This window comes from Vibrio sp. 10N.261.46.E11 (genome assembly GCF_041472735.1).
Lineage (GTDB): Bacteria > Pseudomonadota > Gammaproteobacteria > Enterobacterales > Vibrionaceae > Vibrio.
In genome coordinates, this window is the sequence record NZ_JBFRQW010000040.1 from 79,135 (window position 1) to 100,409 (window position 21,275).

General features: G+C 42.8%; 25 protein-coding genes and 1 pseudogene. 21 read left to right on the forward strand and 5 right to left on the reverse strand.

Annotated features, from left to right (window positions below; translation table 11 throughout):
- The first annotated feature begins 10 nt into the window (after positions 1 to 10).
- From AB4407_RS13375 to AB4407_RS13405, 7 genes and pseudogenes are all read left to right on the forward strand, one after another.
- On the forward strand, positions 11 to 1,444 hold the full coding sequence (locus tag AB4407_RS13375; RefSeq protein WP_372120898.1) for an aminotransferase class I/II-fold pyridoxal phosphate-dependent enzyme: 1,434 nt from the start codon (positions 11 to 13) through the stop codon (positions 1,442 to 1,444).
- Between the two features lie 308 nt (positions 1,445 to 1,752).
- Positions 1,753 to 2,240, forward strand: a pseudogene (locus AB4407_RS13380) (N-acetyltransferase family protein).
- A 141-nt stretch (positions 2,241 to 2,381) separates the two neighbouring features.
- Positions 2,382 to 3,203: an NAD(P)-dependent oxidoreductase gene (locus AB4407_RS13385; protein WP_132761873.1), complete on the forward strand. Its 822-nt coding sequence runs from the start codon at positions 2,382 to 2,384 to the stop codon at positions 3,201 to 3,203.
- 437 nt (positions 3,204 to 3,640) lie between these two features.
- A complete protein-coding gene (locus AB4407_RS13390; protein WP_372120899.1) occupies positions 3,641 to 4,075 on the forward strand; it encodes a GNAT family N-acetyltransferase in 435 nt (144 codons plus the stop codon).
- Positions 4,076 to 4,164: 89 nt separating this feature from the next.
- Positions 4,165 to 4,521 (forward strand): hypothetical protein, encoded by a 357-nt coding sequence (locus AB4407_RS13395; protein WP_132761876.1) that lies wholly within the window; start codon positions 4,165 to 4,167, stop codon positions 4,519 to 4,521.
- A gap of 36 nt (positions 4,522 to 4,557) precedes the next feature.
- Positions 4,558 to 5,028 carry a GNAT family N-acetyltransferase gene (locus AB4407_RS13400; protein ID WP_372120900.1) on the forward strand — a complete coding sequence of 157 codons (471 nt, stop codon included), beginning with the start codon at positions 4,558 to 4,560 and terminating at the stop codon, positions 5,026 to 5,028.
- A 50-nt stretch (positions 5,029 to 5,078) separates the two neighbouring features.
- Entirely contained in the window at positions 5,079 to 5,252 is a 174-nt protein-coding gene (locus AB4407_RS13405; protein WP_017074953.1) for a hypothetical protein, read from the forward strand.
- Between the two features lie 97 nt (positions 5,253 to 5,349).
- On the opposite strand, the gene AB4407_RS13410 is transcribed toward AB4407_RS13405, so the two are convergent.
- Entirely contained in the window at positions 5,350 to 5,682 is a 333-nt protein-coding gene (locus AB4407_RS13410) for a PBPRA1643 family SWIM/SEC-C metal-binding motif protein (protein WP_372120901.1), read from the reverse strand.
- A 184-nt stretch (positions 5,683 to 5,866) separates the two neighbouring features.
- Between AB4407_RS13410 and AB4407_RS13415 the strand changes: the two genes are divergently transcribed.
- The 6 genes from AB4407_RS13415 (at position 5,867) to AB4407_RS13440 (ending at position 8,940) form a co-directional block, all read left to right on the forward strand.
- Positions 5,867 to 6,250: a nuclear transport factor 2 family protein gene (locus tag AB4407_RS13415; RefSeq protein ID WP_372120902.1), complete on the forward strand. Its 384-nt coding sequence runs from the start codon at positions 5,867 to 5,869 to the stop codon at positions 6,248 to 6,250.
- A 70-nt stretch (positions 6,251 to 6,320) separates the two neighbouring features.
- Positions 6,321 to 7,052, forward strand: a complete 732-nt coding sequence (locus AB4407_RS13420; protein ID WP_372120903.1) for a glucose 1-dehydrogenase — start codon at positions 6,321 to 6,323, stop codon at positions 7,050 to 7,052.
- A 93-nt stretch (positions 7,053 to 7,145) separates the two neighbouring features.
- The gene (catB, locus tag AB4407_RS13425) at positions 7,146 to 7,778 is read left to right on the forward strand and encodes a type B chloramphenicol O-acetyltransferase (RefSeq protein WP_372120904.1); all 633 of its coding nucleotides are present in this window, start codon (positions 7,146 to 7,148) and stop codon (positions 7,776 to 7,778) included.
- Positions 7,779 to 7,948: 170 nt separating this feature from the next.
- Entirely contained in the window at positions 7,949 to 8,200 is a 252-nt protein-coding gene (locus AB4407_RS13430) for a Rho-binding antiterminator (protein WP_004733849.1), read from the forward strand.
- 8 nt (positions 8,201 to 8,208) lie between these two features.
- A complete protein-coding gene (locus AB4407_RS13435; RefSeq protein WP_004733848.1) occupies positions 8,209 to 8,442 on the forward strand; it encodes a hypothetical protein in 234 nt (77 codons plus the stop codon).
- 48 nt (positions 8,443 to 8,490) lie between these two features.
- Positions 8,491 to 8,940 (forward strand): GyrI-like domain-containing protein, encoded by a 450-nt coding sequence (locus AB4407_RS13440; protein ID WP_372120905.1) that lies wholly within the window; start codon positions 8,491 to 8,493, stop codon positions 8,938 to 8,940.
- 164 nt (positions 8,941 to 9,104) lie between these two features.
- Here AB4407_RS13440 and AB4407_RS13445 read toward each other — a convergent pair whose 3' ends face one another.
- On the reverse strand, positions 9,105 to 9,767 hold the full coding sequence (locus tag AB4407_RS13445; RefSeq protein WP_372120906.1) for a glutathione S-transferase: 663 nt from the start codon (positions 9,765 to 9,767) through the stop codon (positions 9,105 to 9,107).
- A 104-nt stretch (positions 9,768 to 9,871) separates the two neighbouring features.
- Here AB4407_RS13445 and AB4407_RS13450 point away from each other — a divergent pair, with 104 nt between their 5' ends.
- The gene (locus AB4407_RS13450) at positions 9,872 to 12,127 is read left to right on the forward strand and encodes a peptidase U32 family protein (protein WP_372120907.1); all 2,256 of its coding nucleotides are present in this window, start codon (positions 9,872 to 9,874) and stop codon (positions 12,125 to 12,127) included.
- Positions 12,128 to 12,286: 159 nt separating this feature from the next.
- Here AB4407_RS13450 and AB4407_RS13455 read toward each other — a convergent pair whose 3' ends face one another.
- Positions 12,287 to 12,751: a thioesterase family protein gene (locus AB4407_RS13455; protein ID WP_048664989.1), complete on the reverse strand. Its 465-nt coding sequence runs from the start codon at positions 12,749 to 12,751 to the stop codon at positions 12,287 to 12,289.
- A 180-nt stretch (positions 12,752 to 12,931) separates the two neighbouring features.
- On the reverse strand, positions 12,932 to 14,767 hold the full coding sequence (locus AB4407_RS13460; RefSeq protein WP_372120908.1) for an ABC transporter ATP-binding protein/permease: 1,836 nt from the start codon (positions 14,765 to 14,767) through the stop codon (positions 12,932 to 12,934).
- Positions 14,768 to 15,309: 542 nt separating this feature from the next.
- Between AB4407_RS13460 and artP the strand changes: the two genes are divergently transcribed.
- From artP to AB4407_RS13495, 7 genes are all read left to right on the forward strand, one after another.
- Positions 15,310 to 16,038 (forward strand): arginine ABC transporter ATP-binding protein ArtP, encoded by a 729-nt coding sequence (artP, locus tag AB4407_RS13465; protein WP_372120909.1) that lies wholly within the window; start codon positions 15,310 to 15,312, stop codon positions 16,036 to 16,038.
- 189 nt (positions 16,039 to 16,227) lie between these two features.
- Entirely contained in the window at positions 16,228 to 16,971 is a 744-nt protein-coding gene (locus AB4407_RS13470; RefSeq protein WP_139683953.1) for a lysine/arginine/ornithine ABC transporter substrate-binding protein, read from the forward strand.
- A gap of 3 nt (positions 16,972 to 16,974) precedes the next feature.
- Positions 16,975 to 17,661 carry an arginine ABC transporter permease ArtQ gene (gene artQ, locus AB4407_RS13475; RefSeq protein WP_372120910.1) on the forward strand — a complete coding sequence of 229 codons (687 nt, stop codon included), beginning with the start codon at positions 16,975 to 16,977 and terminating at the stop codon, positions 17,659 to 17,661.
- Positions 17,658 to 18,326, forward strand: coding sequence for an arginine ABC transporter permease ArtM (artM, locus tag AB4407_RS13480; RefSeq protein ID WP_372120911.1), 669 nt, complete (start codon positions 17,658 to 17,660; stop codon positions 18,324 to 18,326). Before artQ ends, artM begins: the two co-directional genes overlap by 4 nt.
- 313 nt (positions 18,327 to 18,639) lie before the next feature.
- Positions 18,640 to 19,236 carry a DJ-1/PfpI family protein gene (locus AB4407_RS13485; RefSeq protein WP_170888938.1) on the forward strand — a complete coding sequence of 199 codons (597 nt, stop codon included), beginning with the start codon at positions 18,640 to 18,642 and terminating at the stop codon, positions 19,234 to 19,236.
- A gap of 113 nt (positions 19,237 to 19,349) precedes the next feature.
- On the forward strand, positions 19,350 to 19,841 hold the full coding sequence (locus tag AB4407_RS13490; RefSeq protein WP_372120912.1) for a hypothetical protein: 492 nt from the start codon (positions 19,350 to 19,352) through the stop codon (positions 19,839 to 19,841).
- Between the two features lie 171 nt (positions 19,842 to 20,012).
- The gene (locus AB4407_RS13495) at positions 20,013 to 20,417 is read left to right on the forward strand and encodes a hypothetical protein (RefSeq protein WP_372120913.1); all 405 of its coding nucleotides are present in this window, start codon (positions 20,013 to 20,015) and stop codon (positions 20,415 to 20,417) included.
- Positions 20,418 to 20,574: 157 nt separating this feature from the next.
- Here the strand turns inward: AB4407_RS13495 and AB4407_RS13500 are convergent, their stop codons facing one another.
- A complete protein-coding gene (locus tag AB4407_RS13500) occupies positions 20,575 to 21,204 on the reverse strand; it encodes a hypothetical protein (RefSeq protein ID WP_372120914.1) in 630 nt (209 codons plus the stop codon).
- Positions 21,205 to 21,275 lie beyond the last annotated feature (71 nt).

Consider the following 21,275-nt stretch of genomic DNA (forward strand, 5'->3'; position numbering starts at 1 on the left):
GGAAATCGGAATGAACATTGAAAAAACAGAAGAACTTAATATTGATCTATACAAATTCGAAGAATCTTTCCCAAATAAGGCGTTATTACAAGGTGAAGGCGTACTTACGAAAGGACAAATGCGCTACTTCAACCCTCGCTCAGAATATATTTTGGATCGTTATCAAGATCTTGAAGGTTGGTACCGTCGTAGACTTGAGGCTGGTGTTATGAGCCATTTTTTGAAAGTAGTCGGTGACCCAGATGTAGAAGCAACGGTCCGTGACCTTGCTGGCCGAGAGTTTACAGGTATTAACTTATCAACCGTAGATTACATGGGCTTATCAAACCATCCAAAGCTAAAGCAAGCGGCGATTGAAACGCTAACGAATAAGCGACTTCACAGTATTAATACTGGCCCTTTGTTAGGTAACTCGCCAGAGTCGGGTGCTCTCCAGAAAGAGATAGCTCAACATTTAGGCCACGAATATAGCATCTTATTCCCAACAGGCTGGGCTGCATCATTTAGCGGGGTCGCGGGTGTTGCGAGAAAAGATGACATAGTGTTGATCGATGAATACGCGCACCAAAGTTTAAAGCAAGGGGCTTATGCATCATGTGACAACGTACTTAAATTCAAACACCTTTCTAATATGGAAGTAAGGTTGAAACTTGAAGCGATTCGTTCAGACAATCCTACACAAGGTGTATTAGTTGTCACTGAAGGTCTCTACTCAATGGATGGTGATGCACCTGACATAAAAGAACTCCTCGATATATGTAAAAAACACAATGCTGCTCTGCTCGTGGATATTTGTCACGACTTAGGTTGCACAGGCAAGGACGGTAAAGGAACTCTTGGAGACCAAGGAGTACTAGGCGATCCTGACCTGATCGTGGTTGGTGCATTCTCGAAAACACTGTCGACTAATGGTGGATATTTAACTACTTCAAACCTTGGTGTGGTTTTCTCGACATGTTCATTCGCAGGGCCATACACTTACTCTACATCGTTATCACCTACACAAATTGCGATTGCTCGTGAAGGTCTAAAACTAATAGCAAGTAAAGAGGGGGAAGAACGTCGCGCTAAATTGATGTCGAATATAAATGTTGCACGTAAACGAGCAAAGATGCATAACATCGATGTGTATGGGACCCCTTCTCCAATAGTTTCGCTTCATGTTGGCTCAGAGAATATTGCTCGCCTAGCGTGTGCGAAAGCGTTCCGTATGGGAGTAGTTACAACCATCTTAGAATACCCTGTTGTAGCGCGAGGGAAAGCTCGATTCCGTATGTCAATGAGCCCGGAGCATGAACACGAAACATTAATAAAAGCAGTAGACATCATCGCAGAAAGCATTGTCTGGGCAAAGGAATACCATGCAACGTTAGGAGACTCTCAAATGGAGACATGTGACTCTCACAAAAAAGAAGAGTTAACGTCGATTATTGGTCAACAATAGAATAACTTTGCTAGACTGAGTCGCGAACAGTCACCGCAGGATTGTTCGGTTAATGCTCATGCAGGACCTTTATGGCCTAATTGTATTCGCAGTATAATTTTAGGTCAGATTCCGGCGTCTTAGCTTTAATCAATCGGCAGCGTCACATCAACTTCCTTTTATCACCGATGTGACGTTAACTCTATCAAGTCACAGGAATAGACCTTTTTGTAGAGCTGAGTTCGAGGTCAACGTTATCTTTGAGTTAGCTCTATATCATTGAGCGACAAGCGCGCTTCCACCTTTATACAGAATGAGGCTTATCAAACATGGAGAAGAGAGTGATCGTACGGACTGCGAAGAAAGAAGACTCAAGTATCTTGTTAGAGTTCATTGAACAAAAAGCTGACTTTGACCGAAGTATGAGAGGGTTTAGCGGTGAAATCTCGACAACTATAGAGAAAATCGAACGCACACTATTTGGTGACTATCCATTTGCCCATGCTTTAATCTTGGAAGCGAATGATCAGCATCTTGGCTTCGCACTGTATCACTATCGATATTCATCCTTCAGTGGAGAGCCATCAATCTGGCTTGACGACTTATTGGTTATAGGAAATCAAAGATCAAAAGGGTATGGCCGTGAACTTATGCTGGCTTTAAAGTCGCAAGCGGAGTCCTCATCTGCTTCGTATATCTCATGGACGGCAAGTCCGCACAATAAGAAGCGCTTGATTTCTACAAAAGATTGGGGGCAAAGGTTGAGCGAATAGATGGTCAAAGACCTTATTTCCGTTGGGTAATATGCGATTCGTAAATGAACCAAAAGGGAGCTATGAAAATCACGACGCTGGTTGATAACTCTCGACTGGATAACAGGAAAGATTTAGCCGTTGAGTGCGCTGTTCTGGCTGAGAAGTAAAGCTAGGGCATCATGTATGCAAAGTTCAGGGAAAGAATGAAAGTATTAATTGCAGGGGCTAGTGGATACATTGGCCGTCACGTTACATCGCTATTCGCAAAAAGTGGATTTGAAGTTTTTACATACGGTAGAGACAAAATCGTCACTCCTCTTAGAGTGGGGTTGATAGAAGGTAGAGCCGATTTTGAAGGCTATTTTGATGTGGTTGTGAATTGCGCGCGTCCACATTGGTCACAATTTTCCGCACATGAAATTGCCGATGTGGAGCAGGAATTGCTCTCTGAGTTAGACCTACTTGCTGCTAAAGGCGCAACAAAGATACATACATCAGGTGTTTGGCTCTTTGGCAATGCCTCTAGCGAAGATTTGAGGCAGTTTAGACTGAAACCCTTGGACGCCGTTAGATTAGACGTAGAAACGATACATAGCGCGATTAGAAATAGGTGGCACATCGTTTACTGTCCTAGTTTGGTTTATGGCGGTGAGGATTGTCAGTTAAAACGAATTGTAGAGTCTTTCGCTAGCCAAACGATTCAAGTAGGTATGCCGTCTATAGGATTTAACCAATATGTTCATGTCTATGACATTGCGCGGTTCTATTTACTTTTGGCGCAAGGCCGAACCTTAGAAAAGCAGCATTTTATTGCAGAGACTCAAGGTTATAGTCCTGCAGAATTCGCTCAACTCTTATTGTCCGCCAAAGCTGTAACAAAAGTAAGAAAGATCAGTTGGGAAGAGTTTGAGTCAGAAAATGGATCTATGGCCGTTGGTATTGAACAACTGAATCTAAAACTACCAATTAGTCCTTCGTTTGAGGCTACTGAGTTGGTTGGGAATTACATAATACAAAGCATATAAACGTGACTCTTAACGCTTGGTTAGCGTTATTGTTAAATTTGAATGCAGTCTCAGCATTGTTAATGGCGGCTTAGCTGTACGTTGATTTGGTAAGGATTAGTGTTAAGGATTAACAAAATGTTCAAGTGTCCAAATTGTGGGTTGTCGATTTCTATTAAAGAGAAATCGAAGTTGCATCCTTCTAAGCAAATGACGTGTAAACGATGCTCTCAACTATTGAAGCTTTTTACGATTTATTACTATTCACTCTTCTTTGTAGCCTCTTTCTCGTTTTCGACTTCAATGGATCACCTAGGATTTAACACTCTAGGAGCCGTGCTGTTTAGTTCTACATTGGCTTACTTGCTGTTAGTTTGTCAGCCAATAAAGAAAGTATCGAAATAGCCCTCTAGCATTAAAAGAAGATGACTAATCCGCACATAAACAAGGAGATTAAAGTGGTAAACATTCGGGAAATGGACATTTCAGACTACGATTCAGTGATCGCGTTATGGTGCCAGACAGAAGGCATGAGTATTCGCGATGCCGATTCGAAAGCAAGCATTGCGAGCTATTTAGAACGTAATGCCGGTCTGAGTTTTGTGGCTGAGAGTAACAACGAGATCATTGGCGCTGTGTTAGTCGGAACCGATGGACGTCGTGGGTATCTACAACACTTAGCTGTCTCGGCTAACTTCAGAGGGCAAAAGTTAGGTTGTAAGCTTGTCGCTGAGGCGGTCAACGCACTTGTAGGGTTGGGTATCCCTAAGACCCACTTGTTTGTCTATAACGACAACATCAACGCTCAACAGTTTTACGAAAAGTTAGGCTGGTTTCCGAGAGATGAAGTCCGAATGTACTCGTTTAATAGCTCGGATAATAGTAACGTTTAGCCTTAAAGGTTCGCGCTGGCTGAGCTTGAACCTGTAACCGATTCGCGCGTATCTGCCCAATATCAAAAAAATCCTTGGAGTATTTAGAAATGTTGTTTTCTAGTCTGTCAAAACCATTGGTTCATGGCTCCGAGTTATGTTCTGAGCTGCTCAATTTCTTAACCGAGAATAAGAGTGATTTCGAAGAAAAGTTAATCCCAGACCTGTCATACATCGATGATATGGCACACGTGGTGGACGGTATTAAAATCAAAGACGTTCTACACATCAATGCGAATCAATACCGCCTTCAATATTCGTTTGATTGGGAGCTGTTTCTAGGTTGTTCAGATAGGAACGAAACTGGTGTCGAGAATGGAAGCGTTCTATTCACACTTGAGGATGATAACGTTCTTAATATCAACTTCCCAAACTACGGTTCTCGAGACACTAGCGATGAGCTTTAGTCGGTTTTTCGTGCGTGTTATACAGAAGGAAGAACAATGATAACTATTGAAAGGCTTGAAGAATCCAATGTGGCGTTAGTTCAGGCCATCCAACTCGCCGACGAACAGGTCAAGTTCGCTGGCACAGCTGCAGAGTTTTTATTAGACGGCAGTGAAACGACGCACTTGCACGTGATTAAGTCTGATAACGAAGTTGTGGGTTTCTTTAAGCTGGATATCGCTTACGCAGAGCACTACGAATTCTGCCCTGAAGGAAGTATTGGCTTAAGAGCTTTTGTGCTTGATAGAAACCAGCAAGGTAAAGGTTTAGGAACTGGCACGGTCAAAGCTTTGTTTCCATATTTAAAAGCGAATTACTCAGCGTATCAGTCGATTTACTTAACTGTGAATTGCAAAAATCCCGCAGCATTCAACTGTTATAAGAAAGGCGGCTTTGAAGCTACCAATGAACAGTATCTAGGTGGCGCAGCAGGCCCGCAATTTATCATGCGCGGTCAAATCGTTTAGTTATATAAAACAAGTTTCACTGTAAGGAACTTACGCTGCATAGGTACACGATGTTCAGTAGCCAAGTGCAAAAGGCACCACAAGCTGAAGATAAAGAACCGAGCTTACTCCAACGAATTTTATCGGAGCTTCTATCTTTTGGTGTTACAGGTTCGGGCGCGACAGGTGATTACAAATGTACCCAATGTGGAACATATCTGAATACACCAGACAACCTCGACTGAGTTTGGCTTAGGCGAATAAAAACGGGAAGATCATCAATGGTCTTCCCGTTAGGTATTACTTAACTCATTGTGCTATTGGCAGTTTGAGTGAGAAGCCTTATGCACAACACTTCTTGTATTTCTTACCGCTACCGCAAGAACATGGATCGTTACGGTTAGGTGTTTTTTCGAACGTCATTGTTTTTGGCTTGTTTAGCAACGTGTCGAACTCAAGCGTGTTTTCTTCTTTCTCTGCATCCACAGATACAGTCACGAAGATTGAATGTTCAGCAGCGACTGCTTCTACTTCAGTTTTGCGAGCGTCAGTTTGAACCGTTACGTTGACTGGTGACTCTTCAGTACCCACTTTAACATCGCGGTTTACGTTGTAGCCTGCAAGAACGTGATTTTGTCTTGTTTCAATACGGCCTTTGAAAAATAGTTTCGACATTGGGTACTCATTAAAATTTTGGATGACGCTATTCCTATGCTGGATAGCGTTATAGAGCGGGGGATTATACGCATATATTGCAATTGATAAAGAAGTGATGTGAATAAAGGTTGTTTGGTTTCTACTGAAGTATGATTGAGATGACCAGCACCTATTTGATTTTAACAGACGTTAGGAAATAAAGATGACACCAAAACAAGTGGTATTAGGTTTTTGGGATGCAATGCGCACCAATGACTTTGCCAAAGCGGCCGAATGGCTAGCGGAAGATTTTCAAGGTTATTGGCCTCAGTCATCTGAACTCACATTAGGGCGCGATAACTTTACGGCAATCAACTCTGAATACCCAGCTAATGGTGTTTGGGAGTTCACACTCAATTCGATTGTCTGTGAAGGAGATTCCGTAGTAACGGACGTTTCGGTTACTGACAGTGTATTGAAAGACCGAGTGATTACCTTTCACACGGTTGTTGATGGTTTAATTCAAAAACAAACTGAGTTTTGGCCAGACCCATTCGAAGCGCCGGCGTGGCGATCGCAGTGGGTTCAGGTTGTATCGAGCAATTAGTTTGTATCGATACGATCAGTTTGCATTGAAAAATCAGGTTATAACAAACAAGTGGCATTAGGAGGTTTCATTGAACAAGGTAGTGATTGTAACAGGCGGAAGCCGAGGCATTGGCGCGGCGACATCTAAATTGTTGGCCAGTCAAGGCTATGCTGTATGTGTTAACTTCATACATAATGAGTCGCGAGCTGAAGAACTAGTGAACGAGATTCGTGAGCAAGGCGGAACCGCCATAAGCGTGCGTGCGGATGTGTCTGTTGAATCGGACGTGAAATCCTTATTCGAGATTGCTCGTAACAAGCTAGGTCCAGTGACTCACTTGGTCAATAATGCCGGGATTTTGTTTACTCAGTCACCTTTGGTTGACATCGAATTGGATCGCTTTGAAAAGGTGATGAAATCGAACGTATCAAGCTGCTTCCTTTGCAGTAAAGCCTTTATCAAACAAGCGGATGGCGCGGGTTCGATTGTGAATGTATCGTCTGCCGCTTCTCGCACAGGCGCACCGTTTGAGTATGTGGATTACGCAGCATCGAAAGGAGCGATGGATTCACTCACCAAAGGCTTATCGCTTGAATTGGCTTCACGTAATATCCGGGTGAATGGCGTAAGGCCAGGTTGTATTTATACTGAGATGCACGCAGATGGCGGAGAGCCAGATAGAGTCGATAGATTAGCGTCGCAATTGCCACTACAACGAGGTGGCACACCAGAAGAGGTGGCTAACTCTATCGCATGGTTATTATCAGACGAAGCTTCGTATGTAACCGGCTCGTTTATTGATATTGCGGGCGGTCGATAGGGCACGTTGGCATTTACACTAAGATAAACCTGTCAAAACCATAAACACGCAATAAAAGTACCTAACTAAAAGAACGAAACTAAGAGTACAAACATGAAAAACTATTTTGAAAATCCGTTCGTCGGAAAGTCACTCAAAGAACAAGTGACCAACCCAAACATCATTGTGGGCGAACACAGCTACTATTCGGGTTATTACCATAATCACTGCTTTGATGATTGTGCGCGTTATCTACTGCCTGATAGAACAGACATCGACAAGTTAATCATCGGCAGCTACTGTTCGATTGGTTCTGGTGCGGTCTTCATGATGGCAGGCAACCAAGGACACCAAAATCAATGGGTGAGCACTTTCCCGTTTTTCTATCAAGATGACGAAAAGTTTGAAGGGGCGGCAGACGGCTTTGAACGGGCTGGTGATACCGTGATTGGCAATGATGTGTGGATAGGCACTGAAGCTATGATAATGAGCGGCGTGAAAGTAGGTGACGGTGCGATTATCGCGAGTAGAGCAGTGGTGACCAAAGATGTCGCACCATATTCGATTGTCGGTTCGAACCCTGCACGCCATATCCGTTATCGCTTTAGTGAAGCTCAGATTGTTCAGCTATTAGAAATGAAATGGTGGGAATGGAATGAAGAGCAAATCAAAGGCGCCATGACCTTAATGTGCTCTTCAGACATTGGTGGTTTGTATCATTATTGGAAAGGATTCTCGAAGCCTTAAATTGTCTATCACAGAAGAAATGTGAATGGTGAAAACGAGCTTAAATTTGACAAATCACTCAATAATCTGATGATCGCAATGTGATTGTGATACGAGTAACTTATTGATTATATGAATGTTGCATAGTATGGCGTGTCGCATTAGCGTGGTGGATGAATTGGAGGGGTATTATGATTAGTTGCAACGATTACGATTATATTGAGATTGTGTGTATGCACCGATACCCAATCAAATTAACGCTGAAGTCTGGCGAGCAGATTGAATGTGTCGGATTAGATACTCAACGCAATGATAGCCGTGAAGAGTGCATTAAGGTCAGTATTCAAGGTGTAGAACAACTTGTCGTACTCACTGATCTTTCCACACTAGAAGTCTGTGTCGACAATCCTCATTTTCAGCAGATTTCATTCAAAACGTCATAGGCTTTCAAATGAATAACACCATAGAACAATGCTATTGCACCGCGTGCCGAGAAGACACACAACATGTTGTTGTGTTGGTCAGAAAGACGAGTGCGTTTGCAGACAAACCTAACCAAAAGCGAAGCGAGTTTTGGGCAGGCATGATAAAAGGTTGGTTCCTTGGCCCGTTTATCGCGTCAATGGATGAGTTTTCTCGTCACCTTGTCTGTGAAAAGTGTGGTCACAAAGAGATACAAGATTAGTTAAGATTTTACATAGTTAAAGCGTTGATTGGCTTAGGAATAAAACGAATGAAAGTAGAAACGATTGAAGCCGTAAAGGCGTATGGGTTTTCAGTAAGAACCACTAATACCGATGAGATGGACCCAGCCAAAGCCAAGATAGGGAAATTGTGGCAGGGCTTTTTTGACCAAGCGTCTCCAAAATTAACGCCGGATTCAAAAGTGTACGGTGTCTACACCAACTACGAGTCAGACTTTACGGGTGAATTTGATGTTATCGCTTGTACTAACGCACTCACCGATAACAATTTAGATGCGCTTGTGGAAACCGAAATTGCAACAGGCAAATACTTAACGTTTTCTGCTGAAGGTGAACTTCCTCAAGCGGTTATCGATTTATGGGGAGAGGTGTGGGCTTATTTCAACGATCCAGATTGCCCACATACGCGAACTTACACAACTGATTTTGAGTTTTACAAAGGTGAAACGGCTGTTGAGATTTCGATAGCGATCAAGTAATTATTTTAAAGTGACAAAAGGCTTAACCGAGACTGTGGTATCTAATTAAGAGATGGCGGCAACGGGTTGAGAGGTTAAGCCTTTGAATATCGGTTAATTATAAATAAGATACAGTGTCACGTAATTACCTTGATGCCAACGCTTCCTCTAGCCTTGATTTACCCTTATCCACCAAAAAGACAATCTTGCTTAGTTTCATTCCACAAAGGGTATTGCTTCATAACTTGGGTGTAGAGTTTACTGTCGAGATGCGCTCTTAACCAACGCCCTACGTTTTTATATTCAGATTGCACAAACCACTTCTTTTCGACTCTTACGAACTGGCTGACAAACGGCATTACTGCAAAGTCGGCGAGGCTAGGGGTGTCACCAAAAATATAATCATGATGGCTGAGTTTGCTTTCCAGCTCAGCTAGAAATTCTTCGCAATTGTGTCTGCGTTGTTCACTATCGATGTTTCGGTAACGAACAGACGCTCTGTACTTTTCTAAGTGGCCAATAAACTCATCATCGTTGGTTTTAATGAGCTGGTGGATTTGTTGATTAAGTGTTGGGTTACTTGAACGCAGAAGATCTTGAGGATCGTTTTGTTCCAGTGCCCAATTCATCACATCCAAACTCTGTTCGATGATTTGTCCATCTGGCAATACCAATACTGGGACGGTGCCTTTTGGCGAACTGGCCAATAGTTCACTAGGCTTATCTTTGGTCACGATTTCTCGAAGTAACACTTTCTGCTGTGATAGTGCGATGCCCATTCTCCCGCGCATGGCGTAAGGGCAGCGACGTAAAGAATAAAGGATAGGTAAATCGAATTCGTTTGGCATTATTGATGTCATTTAGTTTGGAAAGTGTTGTTAGGTGGTAAAGAGATCGTGTTGTAGGTAGAATACGCGCCTTAAAAATTATAAGTAAGTGAGCGACTTCAAAAATGAGCAGAAAGATTGAGTTATTAGCCCCAGGTGGCGATGTCGAGGCGATTAAAGCCGCTATCGTGGCCGGTGCCAATGCGGTTTATTGTGGTTTAGACACCTTCAACGCTCGTAACAGAGCCTCTAACCTTTCGTTAGATGAGTTGAATGGTGTGATTCGCCTTGCTCATGAATATGGTTGTGAAGTGTTTCTGACTCTTAACGTTGTGCTGCTGGAGCATGAAATTAAGACTATCACTAAATTGCTGAACCAACTGGTGAACACCAAACTAGACGGCATCATCGTTCAAGATCTTGGTTTGTTTGATTTGGTGAAAAAGCATTTCCCATCGTTAGATGTTCACGCATCGACTCAGTTAACGACGCACAACGAAGGCCAGATTAAGTTCTTGTCTAAGATTGGCGCGACGCGCGTTAACTTGTCTCGTGAATTGAACCTACCAGAAATCAAAATGCTGACGGAAGTGGCACACGATCACGATGTTCTAACTGAAGTGTTTGTACATGGCGCTTTGTGTATCGCATTCTCTGGCCAATGTTACTCAAGCTCTGTAAGTGTCGGTAACTCAGGTAACCGTGGGCGTTGTAGCCAAGCGTGTCGTGATGAATACGAAATCACCAACGCAGGCAACAAGTTCCCACTCAACCTGAAAGATAATTCTGCTTACTACGATCTACCTGAACTGGTTGACGCGAAAGTTGACTCGTTGAAAGTAGAAGGCCGTATTAAAGGCGCACACTACGTATACACCGTGGTAGACACATGGCGTAAACAAATTGATAGCTTTGTAGAAAGTGGTTTGTTGATCGAAGACGATTCGAACCTGCACAAAGTATTCAACCGTGATTTCACCAACTCTTTTCTAAAGGGCAACCTAACGAAAGACATGTTCATCGATAACCCGCGCGACAACAGCATGAACTACGCTGTTGAGAAAGCGACGGAGCAGAACAACGAAATCTCTGTAGTACAGATTCAAGAGGTGACCAACGAACTTCACCAAGCGAAAGACGTTCTTGGTAACGAGATGCGTGAAAAGATCGAGTTCCTTGATATTCGTAAAACACCGGTGTCATTGTCGTTTAGCGCGAAGCTGGGTCAACCATTCACGGTGACAGTGAACACATCAAAAGAGAACTTTACGGTTCAATCTAAATCGCTACTGATAGCGGCAGGTGAGAAGGCGATCGATCAAGAGTTACTTGAGAAGCGTTTTAAAGCTGTTAAGAGTGCGGTTCATACTCTAGAAAGTTACAACTACGACAACCTTGATGCTGGCCTGATTATTCCTTTGAAAGAAGTGTCTAATCTTAAAGATGAAATCGACTTCATTCTTAATGGCTCTGTGGAAGTGATTAAGCACGTTGAAGTACCAGCACTGCCACAACACCCTAAAGTAAATGAACAGCCAACTATGTCGATGCTTATCGCGGATGTGGAAGACTTGCACCTGTGTGACGTAACTGACGCGGATGTTTACTTCAAACTGCCTGAAAGCTTCAAGAAGCGTTGTAACAAATACATCGACATCTTGGCAGCAAACCCACGTTTGATTCCTTGGTTCCCTGCAGTATTGATCGGCAAAGATTACGATGAAGCAGTTCGTATCCTTGAAGAGATCAAGCCAGCTCGCATCGTGACCAACAACACGGGTATTGCCTACAAAGCTTACGAGATAGGAATTGAGTGGGTAGCAGGCCCGTTCATGAACACCACAAACTCTCACGCATTGGTTACGCTGAAAGAAGAGCTAAACTGTGCTGGTGCTTTCATTTCGAACGAGATCAACAAAGGTCAGATTCGTCATATTCGCCGTCCAGAGAACTTTAAACTGTTCTACAGCATCTACCACCCAATCTTGATGATGACCAGCCGTCAGTGTTTCTTCCAAAGAACCGTCGGTTGTAACAAGCCAAGCATCGAAGCGGGTTGTATGTTGAAGTGTGAGAAAGCGACCACGATTACCAACGTGAAAGGCATCTCTTTCGCGGTTGATAAACAGAAGGGTGGCTACCCAAGCATTTACAACCATGAGCAGTTCTTAAACCATGACGCTGTAACGGATTTCTCGGGTCTGTTCGACGAGTTCTTCATCGACCTAACTAACATCGGTGCAGGTTCGAAAGAAGTACAAGACAAAGTAGAGCTTATCAAACACTTCCAAGGTTTGATTGACGGCGTTGATGGTTCACAACAGAACCTAGAGCAGATGGTTGAAGTTCGAACTAACGCTCAATACGTGCAAGGTCTATAGGTCTATAGAGTTCAGGTCTTTAAGCTGCAAGGTTTATAAGGTCTGTAAAATCGTATTCATTAATACGAACCAATAAACAGAAAATCAAAAGGCCACTTTGACTGTCTATAACAGTCGAGTGGCCTTTTTGTATCTGAGTATTCTCAATCAGCGAATGCGTTATTCGGTCACAGCTTCCTGTTTGAAGCATGGGCTCTTTAACGTGTTCATCTTCTCGATTTCATTGGTTAAACGCAGTGAAAGCAGCGCTTTTTGGTTTGAAGCAAAATCAAACATCACGATAGTTGCGGTGCCGATGGTCGTCAGTTTCTGCTGAGCCTTACTGACAATCGCGTATTCCATAGTGAACCGGTCATCTTGAATGTCGGTAACACGTGAGCCAACCATCAAGGTATCTGGATACGTGACTGGGCGGAAATACTTACAGTAAGTGTCACCTAGAACAGGACCAACTTTGGTAATCGCCATCTCTTCCATCAGCTCGACATGCTTGAAAAAATCTAAGCGAGCAGTTTCGAAATAACGAAAATATACGGCGTTGTTAACGTGATTAAGTGCGTCCATTTCTCCCCAAGCGACAGGGATTTCTGTTACTACCGGATAGTCAGATAATAGTGCTTCCATGCGAACTCTCTTATTCTTATCTGTGTAATTAACGTTATCTACTTACCCTTCATCGGGATAAGTTGTTATTGGAATAAAAACCCTACCGTTAAACTAACAAAACTGCAACACGTGTGATTCAAGTTTTTGAAGCTCGAAATCACACAATGTCAGTCACTTAGTTACACCTGCACGCAATGGTTAGGCATTGAGGTGTTTGAATTGCAGCTCAACTAAGCGTTGGTACAATTCACAGCTATTGATGAGCGACTGGTGGTCGCCAATGTCTACCAGCTGTCCATTATCGAGTACCGCAATTTGGTCGGCGTGTTTAATTGTTGATAAACGGTGCGCGATAATGATGGTCGTTCTGCCACGCATTAATTCTTCTAACGCTTGTTGAACGTGATGTTCACTTTCACTGTCTAGCGCACTGGTTGCTTCATCCAATAAGAGAATATTCGGATCTTTTAGGATGGCACGAGCGATTGCAATTCGTTGACGCTGACCGCCAGACAATCTCACACCACGTTCACCAAGAAAGCTGTGATAGCCTTCAGGTAATTTCTGAATAAACTCGTGTGCGTGTGCTTTCTTAGCTGCCTCGATAACTTGTTCGTCTGTTGCCTGCGGGTTGCCGTAGCGAATGTTATGGAACACATCGTTGCTGAACAGAGCGGGTTGCTGAGGAACTAATGCCATCTGCTTTCTTAGCTCGTTCGGATCAAATTGATTCAGTTCAACACCGCCTAACGTTACTTTGCCTATTTGTGGATCGTAGAAACGTTGCAGCAGTTCAAATAGGGTGGTTTTACCTGCGCCAGACGGGCCAACCAATGCCAACACTTTACCTTCATGGGCCGTTAGCGTGAGGTTGCTTGTTGCGGGCTGGTCGGGTCTTGATGGGTAACAGAAGGTCACATCATCAAAAGCGACTTCTGGTGTCACGTTATCGAGTGATGTTGGTTTTTCTACAGGCGCAACAATATGGCTTTCAACTTGCAGAATTTCAATTAATCGTTCTGTCGCACCTGCCGCACGTTGCAATTCACCCATCACCTCAGAAATGGTACCTAGCGACGAAGCGACCATAATGGCATAGAAGACAAACGCCGCTAAGTCACCCGCCGACATCGTGCCGTTAATAACATCGCTGCCACCAACCCAAAGCATGCCTGCAATCGCACTGAACACGATAACAATCACGCCAGAGATAAGAATCGCACGCTGTTTTACACGCTGACGACCAATCTCATAAGCCTTTTCTACTTCAATTGCGAATGATGCTTTCTCTTGCGTTTCTCGGCTATAACTTTGCACCGTTTTAATATGCTCAATCGCTTCGCCGGCATAAGAACCCACATCAGACATCGAATCTTGGCTTTGGCGAGATAGGGCTCTCACTCGGCGCCCATACACAAGGATCGGAATCAAGATAAACGGCACCGAGGCCAATACGATCAGAGTTAGCTTAATGTTGGTTGCAAACAACATGATGATCGCACCAATACACATTAATGCGCTGCGCATTGCCATTGAGAACGACGAACCGATGATGCTTTGAAGCAGAGTAGTGTCTGTCGTGATGCGTGACATGATGTCGCCACTGCCATTGGTTTCGAAGTAACTCGGGTGAAGCGTCACAACATGATTGAAAACCGACAAGCGAATGTCCGCACTCACACGTTCCCCAACAGAAGAGACCAAATAGAAGCGGAAGAAGGTACCAATCGAGATCAGCACGACTACAACCATGATGAATTGAATCGCACTGCCTAAATCTGATAACGATTGTTGGCTGAAGCCTTGGTCGATAAGAAGGCGAATACCGTGTCCGACCGAAAGGGTTAAGCTCGCCGTGAAGATCAACGCAATCAATGCTGCAATCACACGGCCTTTATAGGGCTGAATAAATTTGCTGAGCTCAAATAAAATACTGAGGCTTTTCTTCTCAGGTTTGGGTTGTGGCGCTTTTTGAGTCGATCGTTGAGCCGTTCGCTGAGTAGAGTCACGCATAGAAGAGACGTCGTTTTGCATATGACTGCCTTAATGTGTTGTCGCTTTAAGAGTAGATGGCTTGTTATTTGTACGTACATGTCACGAATTAAGTGCTAGTCGTTCGTAAATGTTTGTTGCTTACAAGAGAAACCATTAAAGCACGCATCGCTGACTGATGCTTCCTAGGATACTCAATTTTCGGACTTTGATGCCTAGCAAGTGAGGGGATCTTACTGTTCAAAAGGAACATTAAGCATTTAGTGGCGCTTGAAATAAAGACCAAACGAGCTATTTAACTCTAATTTTTATGCACGTAAGTACGAGCTAATAGTGCATGGAGGTCATTGGTTTTTTTGATCTTGTGCTGATTTTAAAATTGTAAGAAAAACGTTTGCTTTTATCTCGAGATTAATTTTATCAATAACTTGCAACTCTTGATTGTAAGACCAGTTATAGCGACTGTTTTTTGTTCGATCTTCGTTACAAAAATTCAACAAAATAGTTTTTTATACATTTTTCTTGCATAAAACCTCGAATTGAATAGAATAACCAACAAATGACAATTAATGCAGTATTGTGGCATGAGTATTCAAGTAAAGAGCATCAACAAATCATACGGTAATACCCAAGTTCTTCACGACATCAGCTTTGACTGTGAAAGTGGCGAAACCTTGGTATTACTTGGCCCAAGCGGCGCGGGCAAGAGTTCGTTACTGCGTGTATTGAACCTGCTTGAAATCGCGGACAACGGTGAGTTAGACATTGCAAACGAGCAATTCGACTTTTCAAACCAGATCCAAGAAAAGCAGGGTCTTAAACTTCGTCGTAAAGTCGGGATGGTGTTCCAGCAATACAACTTGTGGCCACACATGACGGTGATGGAAAACTTGATTGAAGCTCCCACCAAAGTGGCGGGTTTGGATAAGCAAGAAGCGATTAAGCAAGCTCAAGAAGTACTAAAGACACTTCAACTTGCTGACAAAGCAGACGCTTGGCCACTTCAACTGTCTGGCGGTCAACAACAGCGTGTTGCGATTGCACGTGCGCTGATGATGAAACCGGATGTGTTGTTGTTTGATGAACCAACAGCGGCGCTTGATCCTGAGATCACCAACCAAGTCGTGGGCATTATAAAAGAATTGAGCGGAACGGGCATTACCCAAGTGGTAGTGACACACGAAGTCGATTTCGCGAAGAAGATCGCTAGCCACGTTCTGTACCTAGAAAAAGGGTACATCGTTGAACACGGCACCAGCGATTCATTCGTTAATCCGCAGACACCAGAGTTTGCTGAGTATTTGACTCACTAGATTAGCTTACTCATCAAAAGTACGCTCATTAAACCTGAGTTAACGCATTGGATTCACATAGCCCAAGGTTCAGCTAATTTACTTGATTCGGCTAATCACAACACAATTTAGTCAAACATAGATTCAGTTAAAACAATCAAATTATAAAAATGGCCACAGGTCAAAATCACACAGATTCGGAGTAACAAAATGAAAAAGATTCTACTAGCTTCACTTATCGGCCTTTCTTCTGCAGGCATGGCTGTTAATGCATCGGCACAAGATGAAATCAAATTCGCAATGGAAGCGACTTACGCACCATTCGAATACATGGACGAGAACAACCAAATCCAAGGTTTTGACGTAGACCTAGCAAACGCACTTTGTGAAGAGATGAAAGCGACTTGTACTTTTCACAACCAAGCGTTCGATAGCTTGATCCCAGCGCTTAAATTCAAACGTTACGATGCCGCTATTTCGGCAATGGACATCACTGAAGCGCGTCTTAAACAAGTAAACTTCTCTAACGCTTACTACGACAACTCAGCAGCATTCATCTCTATTGAAGGCAAAGTAGCAGACCAAGCAGCACTAGAAGGTAAGCGTGTTGGTGTTCAAAACGGTTCAACTCACCAAAGCTTCCTACTTGAGCAAATGGCTGGCGTAACAGCGGTACCTTACTCAAGCTACCAAGATGCATTCATCGACATGAAAAACGGTCGTATCGATTCAGTATTTGGTGACACAGCAGTAGTAGCCGAATGGTTCAAAAAGCAAGACAACCTAACGTACGTTGGCGACCAAGTAAAAAACCAAGAGTACTTCGGTAACGGCTTTGGTATCGCAGTAAACAAGAGCAACCAAGAACTAGTAGACCAGCTTAACGTTGCACTTGCAGCAGTGAAAGCGAACGGCGAATACGACAAGATCTTTAACAAGTACTTCGGTAAGTAATTTATGGAATTAACGGGTTACTCTTTAGGGCTCGTCGAAGCAAGCTGGATGACAGTTCAGCTTGCGTTCATAAGCCTATTGGTTGGATTGGTTCTAGCAGTTTTGTTTGCAAGTGGTGAGATGTCTCGTCGTATTGCAATCAAATGGCCAACGACTGCATTTGTGACGATTGTTCGTGGTTTACCAGAAATTCTGGTCGTACTGTTTATCTACTTTGGTTCGACACAAGTTCTGTTCATGATCACTGGCGACTTCATAGAAGTGAGCCCGTTCTTATCTGGTGTTGTTGCACTGTCACTTATCTTTGCTTCTTATGCTTCGCAAACCTTGCGTGGTGCATTAAAAGCAGTAAGCAAAGGGCAAAGAGAAGCAGCAAGTGCGCTTGGTATTTCACAATCTCGTGCTTTCTTCAGAGTCGTATTGCCACAAGCAGTAAGACACGCGCTACCAGGGTTAACCAACCAATGGTTAGTGTTATTGAAAGACACAGCACTGGTTTCATTGATTGGCGTAACCGATCTATTGAAACAAGCGCAATTAACATCAGCAGCTACGCACGAAGCATTCACTTGGTACGCGACAGCAGCAGCTATCTATTTGGTCATCACTTTAATCACACAAAGATTAGTAAAAGTGATTGATGGTAAGTTTTCTATTCAAGGTTTGGGTAACAAAGGGGCAATGGCATGAATCAACAATACCTCTCTCAAATGCTTGAAGGCTTAGTGACCAGTCTTCAACTCACAGGCGCTTCATTGTTTGTTGGTTGTATTTTGTCTTTGTTGATGACGGTAACGCTAATCCTAAGAATACCGGCGATTCACTGGTTAACACGTGGCATCATTACGCTGTTTACCGGCACACCATTGTTGGTTCAGATCTTTTTGGTGTATTACGGCCCGGGTCAATTCGATTGGATTCGTGAAAGCTTCCTATGGAACTGGTTAAGCCAACCTTGGTTCTGTGCAATGTTAGCATTGGCTTTGAATACCGCAGCATACAGCACGCTACTGTTCAGAGGCGCATTCAACGCGATTCCAGCAGGGCAGTGGGAAGCATGTCGCGCATTAGGCATGGACAAAATTGCGACGCTTAAAGTGTTACTGCCATACGCATTACGTCGCGCCGTTCCAGCTTACTCGAACGAAGTGATTCTAGTCTTCAAAGGCACGTCACTGGCAAGCACCATCACCATCATGGATTTGATGGGTTACGCTCAGCGTATCAACGGCCAAACCTACGACACACTCACAGTGTTCGGCATTGCTGGCGCATTCTACCTAGCCGTGAATGGTGTATTAACGCTGGTCTTCCGTCAGGTAGAGAAGAAGGCCCTCGCATTCGAAGCGGCGTAAGCTAGCCACTCAAAAGCTTAACTAACGTATAAAGCCTGCCATTTATGTTCACATAAATAGCAGGCTTTTTTGTGTTTGGGGTATGTAAGGTGAATACTGTGTTTACGTACAGTTCGGGAGGGTTTTCGCTAAAATCATACTATATAGAAATATTCTGTACTTTATCATTCAATGAGTTTATCTATGTTTTAAGTCACTGAAATACTGTGATTAATCATGGTAGAGTGCCGTGCATATGAAACTAGATAGAAAAATTCTATATTTAAATGCAGAATTTTTCTGTCTAAGAACTGTTAGGCAAATAGGAGTAAATATGGACATTGCTGTACTAACTTTTGACGGATTTAATGAACTGGATTCATTTATAGCAGCGGGTATTTTGAACCGCATGAAAGACGCTGGTTGGAATGTACAAATAACGAGTCCATCTCAATACGTCACTTCAATGAACGGAGTTACAATCCAATCCCAACAACCTCTTGAGTTTGCTAATAGTGCCAACGTCGTATTATTTGGCAGTGGTGTGCTAACACGTGATGTCGCTCAAGACAGAGATATACTTTCGAGGCTAAAGCTAAACCCTGATACTCAGTTAATTGGTGGACAATGTTCAGGTACGTTGCTCATGTCAGTACTTGGTTTACTGCATCAAATACCAGCTTGTACCGATTTAACAACGAAACCTTGGGTTGTAGAATCAGGAGTTACTGTTTTAGAGCAACCCTTTTATGCTAAAGGTAATCTTGCGACAGCGGGAGGTTGTTTGTCATCAAAGTACTTGGCTGCGTGGGTAATTAGCAAGTTATCAGGTAGGGCGGACGCTGAATCGGCAATCCATTATGTTGCGCCAGTCGGTGAAAAAGAAAGCACAGTTCAGCACTGCATGTCAGTAGTCGGTGCATATCTATAAAATTTGCCTAACAAGGCGTTTAAGAGTGATTCCAAACGCTTGCCGGTTTCGCTTCGCTCAAGTATGGCAAGCGCTTGTCACACCTTAACGCGGCGTTAGTAATAGGAGAGTGTATGAATATCCCGAATTTTCCGACGGATAGTCTTTATAAGTTTATTTCAATATCTGGTGTCTTTCTTCTTGTAAGTTTCTTGTTAGCTCCAGAGTATTCCAAATATAAAATAGATTTACATCAATTAGCGATTGAGGCTGAGAAAGCTCAGGTGACATTAATGGTTGATTTTAACACCGAAGATATTACCCGAGTAGCAGATGCTGTAGCAGATGCAGAAAAAGAACAAAAAAAGCTAACTGGAAAATACCTAAAACTTCATGAGGAAACACGTAAAGTTAATCGAAAAAATCGTTTGTTGTTAGCTAAGCTTGAGGGGAAGCTTCGATTAAGTAATTATTACACTTCACAGTTTGAACGAGTCGAAAGTTTTCAGTTCTATGGAATATTGGCTAGCCTTATTTATACTGTTATTGGGTTTGTTTTGTGGTATTCGAAGGTTCAAAGACCAATGGATTTGGAGTTGAACCGAGGTGGTAATCCCGAAGAGTAGGTGAGACAAATATTACTAACAAAGCGTTCAAGGCAGATTCGCAATGCTTGGCATTTTTGGTTTGCTTCGAATTTAGTGTTTACGGCACAATAGTTTAAGTTCAGTGGTCGCGTTGCTCACTACTTAACGCGGCGTTATAAGTATTAAGTTCAAATCTTAAAGGTAAATATAGTGAAAAAAGTTCTATTTCTTTTGCCATTGGCATTTAGTTTAAATGCTGCAGATAACGCGAGTTATGATGAGAAGCGACGTTTGTTCTGTGAACTTACTTCAATTACTCCATTGCTAAGCGATTTGCAAAAGGGGGATGTGAGAGATGGTTGGCTTCGTATTCAAAATGATATGTATTATTCCATAGAAATTGGTGGTTGGGTTATGTCGCGTTATAGCTCAAATGATGGCGTAAATATATCTAATACAAACAATAGTCTTTATATTAAGGATTATATTGGACTTACGAAATTTGATAAAAAGACAGGTAAGGTAACAATGAATTATTCGACAAAAGATATGTCACAAAAATTAGTGTGGTCATGCGATGTGGGTAAAAATCAGCCGAATAATACCGAAATGTAATACTTATAACAAATGCATCAACACGATTTGCTACACTCGGCAATCTCAGTTTGCTGGGTGTTTCTCGTTTTAAGGCATCAATTTTAAGTATAATTGCATAGTAGCAAACGTGTTATGCAGGCGTTAAGTGTGGCGTCAACGTGACGCCACTCTGTAATTATGCTTTGTTGAATTTTTTGATTAGAGCATCTCCTTGCTCAGGGTTTAAAGTAACCATTGTCATTCTAAAGTTGAAGTTAGACTTGGTTGCATCTTTACAGCCTTTTGCTGTCAAAGGTGTTTGCAAGCGTGTAAAGTCATTTAACTTTCGAGCATACCATTCATTTTCATGACCACAGTGGTCTCGTTTAATTAGCTCTTTGTCGGCTTTACCGTAACCGACAATTCCGACGCCACTCTGGTACAAAAATACAACGTCACCTTCATTCAGATAGGCTATATTTTCCTTCCATCCTTCATAGAAAGCAGAGGCTTCGCCATTTTCCAGCATTGTGTAGTGGTCATCGGGTGAGTTGTTATAGTTCGTATTTAGTAGGAAATAACGAGCTTCAGATGTCGATACGTCATTTTCTGGTACTGGGAGTTCGCTTCTCAATTCATTTAGCTGTTGTTCTAGTTCAACTAATCCACCTTCAATGAAGGTACTGATAAGTTCAGAGCGAGTTTTGCACAAAACTTGAGCTAATTCTTCCAACTGGTTTACGGTTGTTGTGGGTAATCGAATAGACAGTAATTGAGAGTCTGAAGGTGTGTTAATCATATTTTTTATGTGAGTAGCTAAAGACATGTTGAACCCCCTGTATTTCGTTTTGTATTACATGATGTGTAATGCAAAATGTAATACGGAGTGGTTCATAT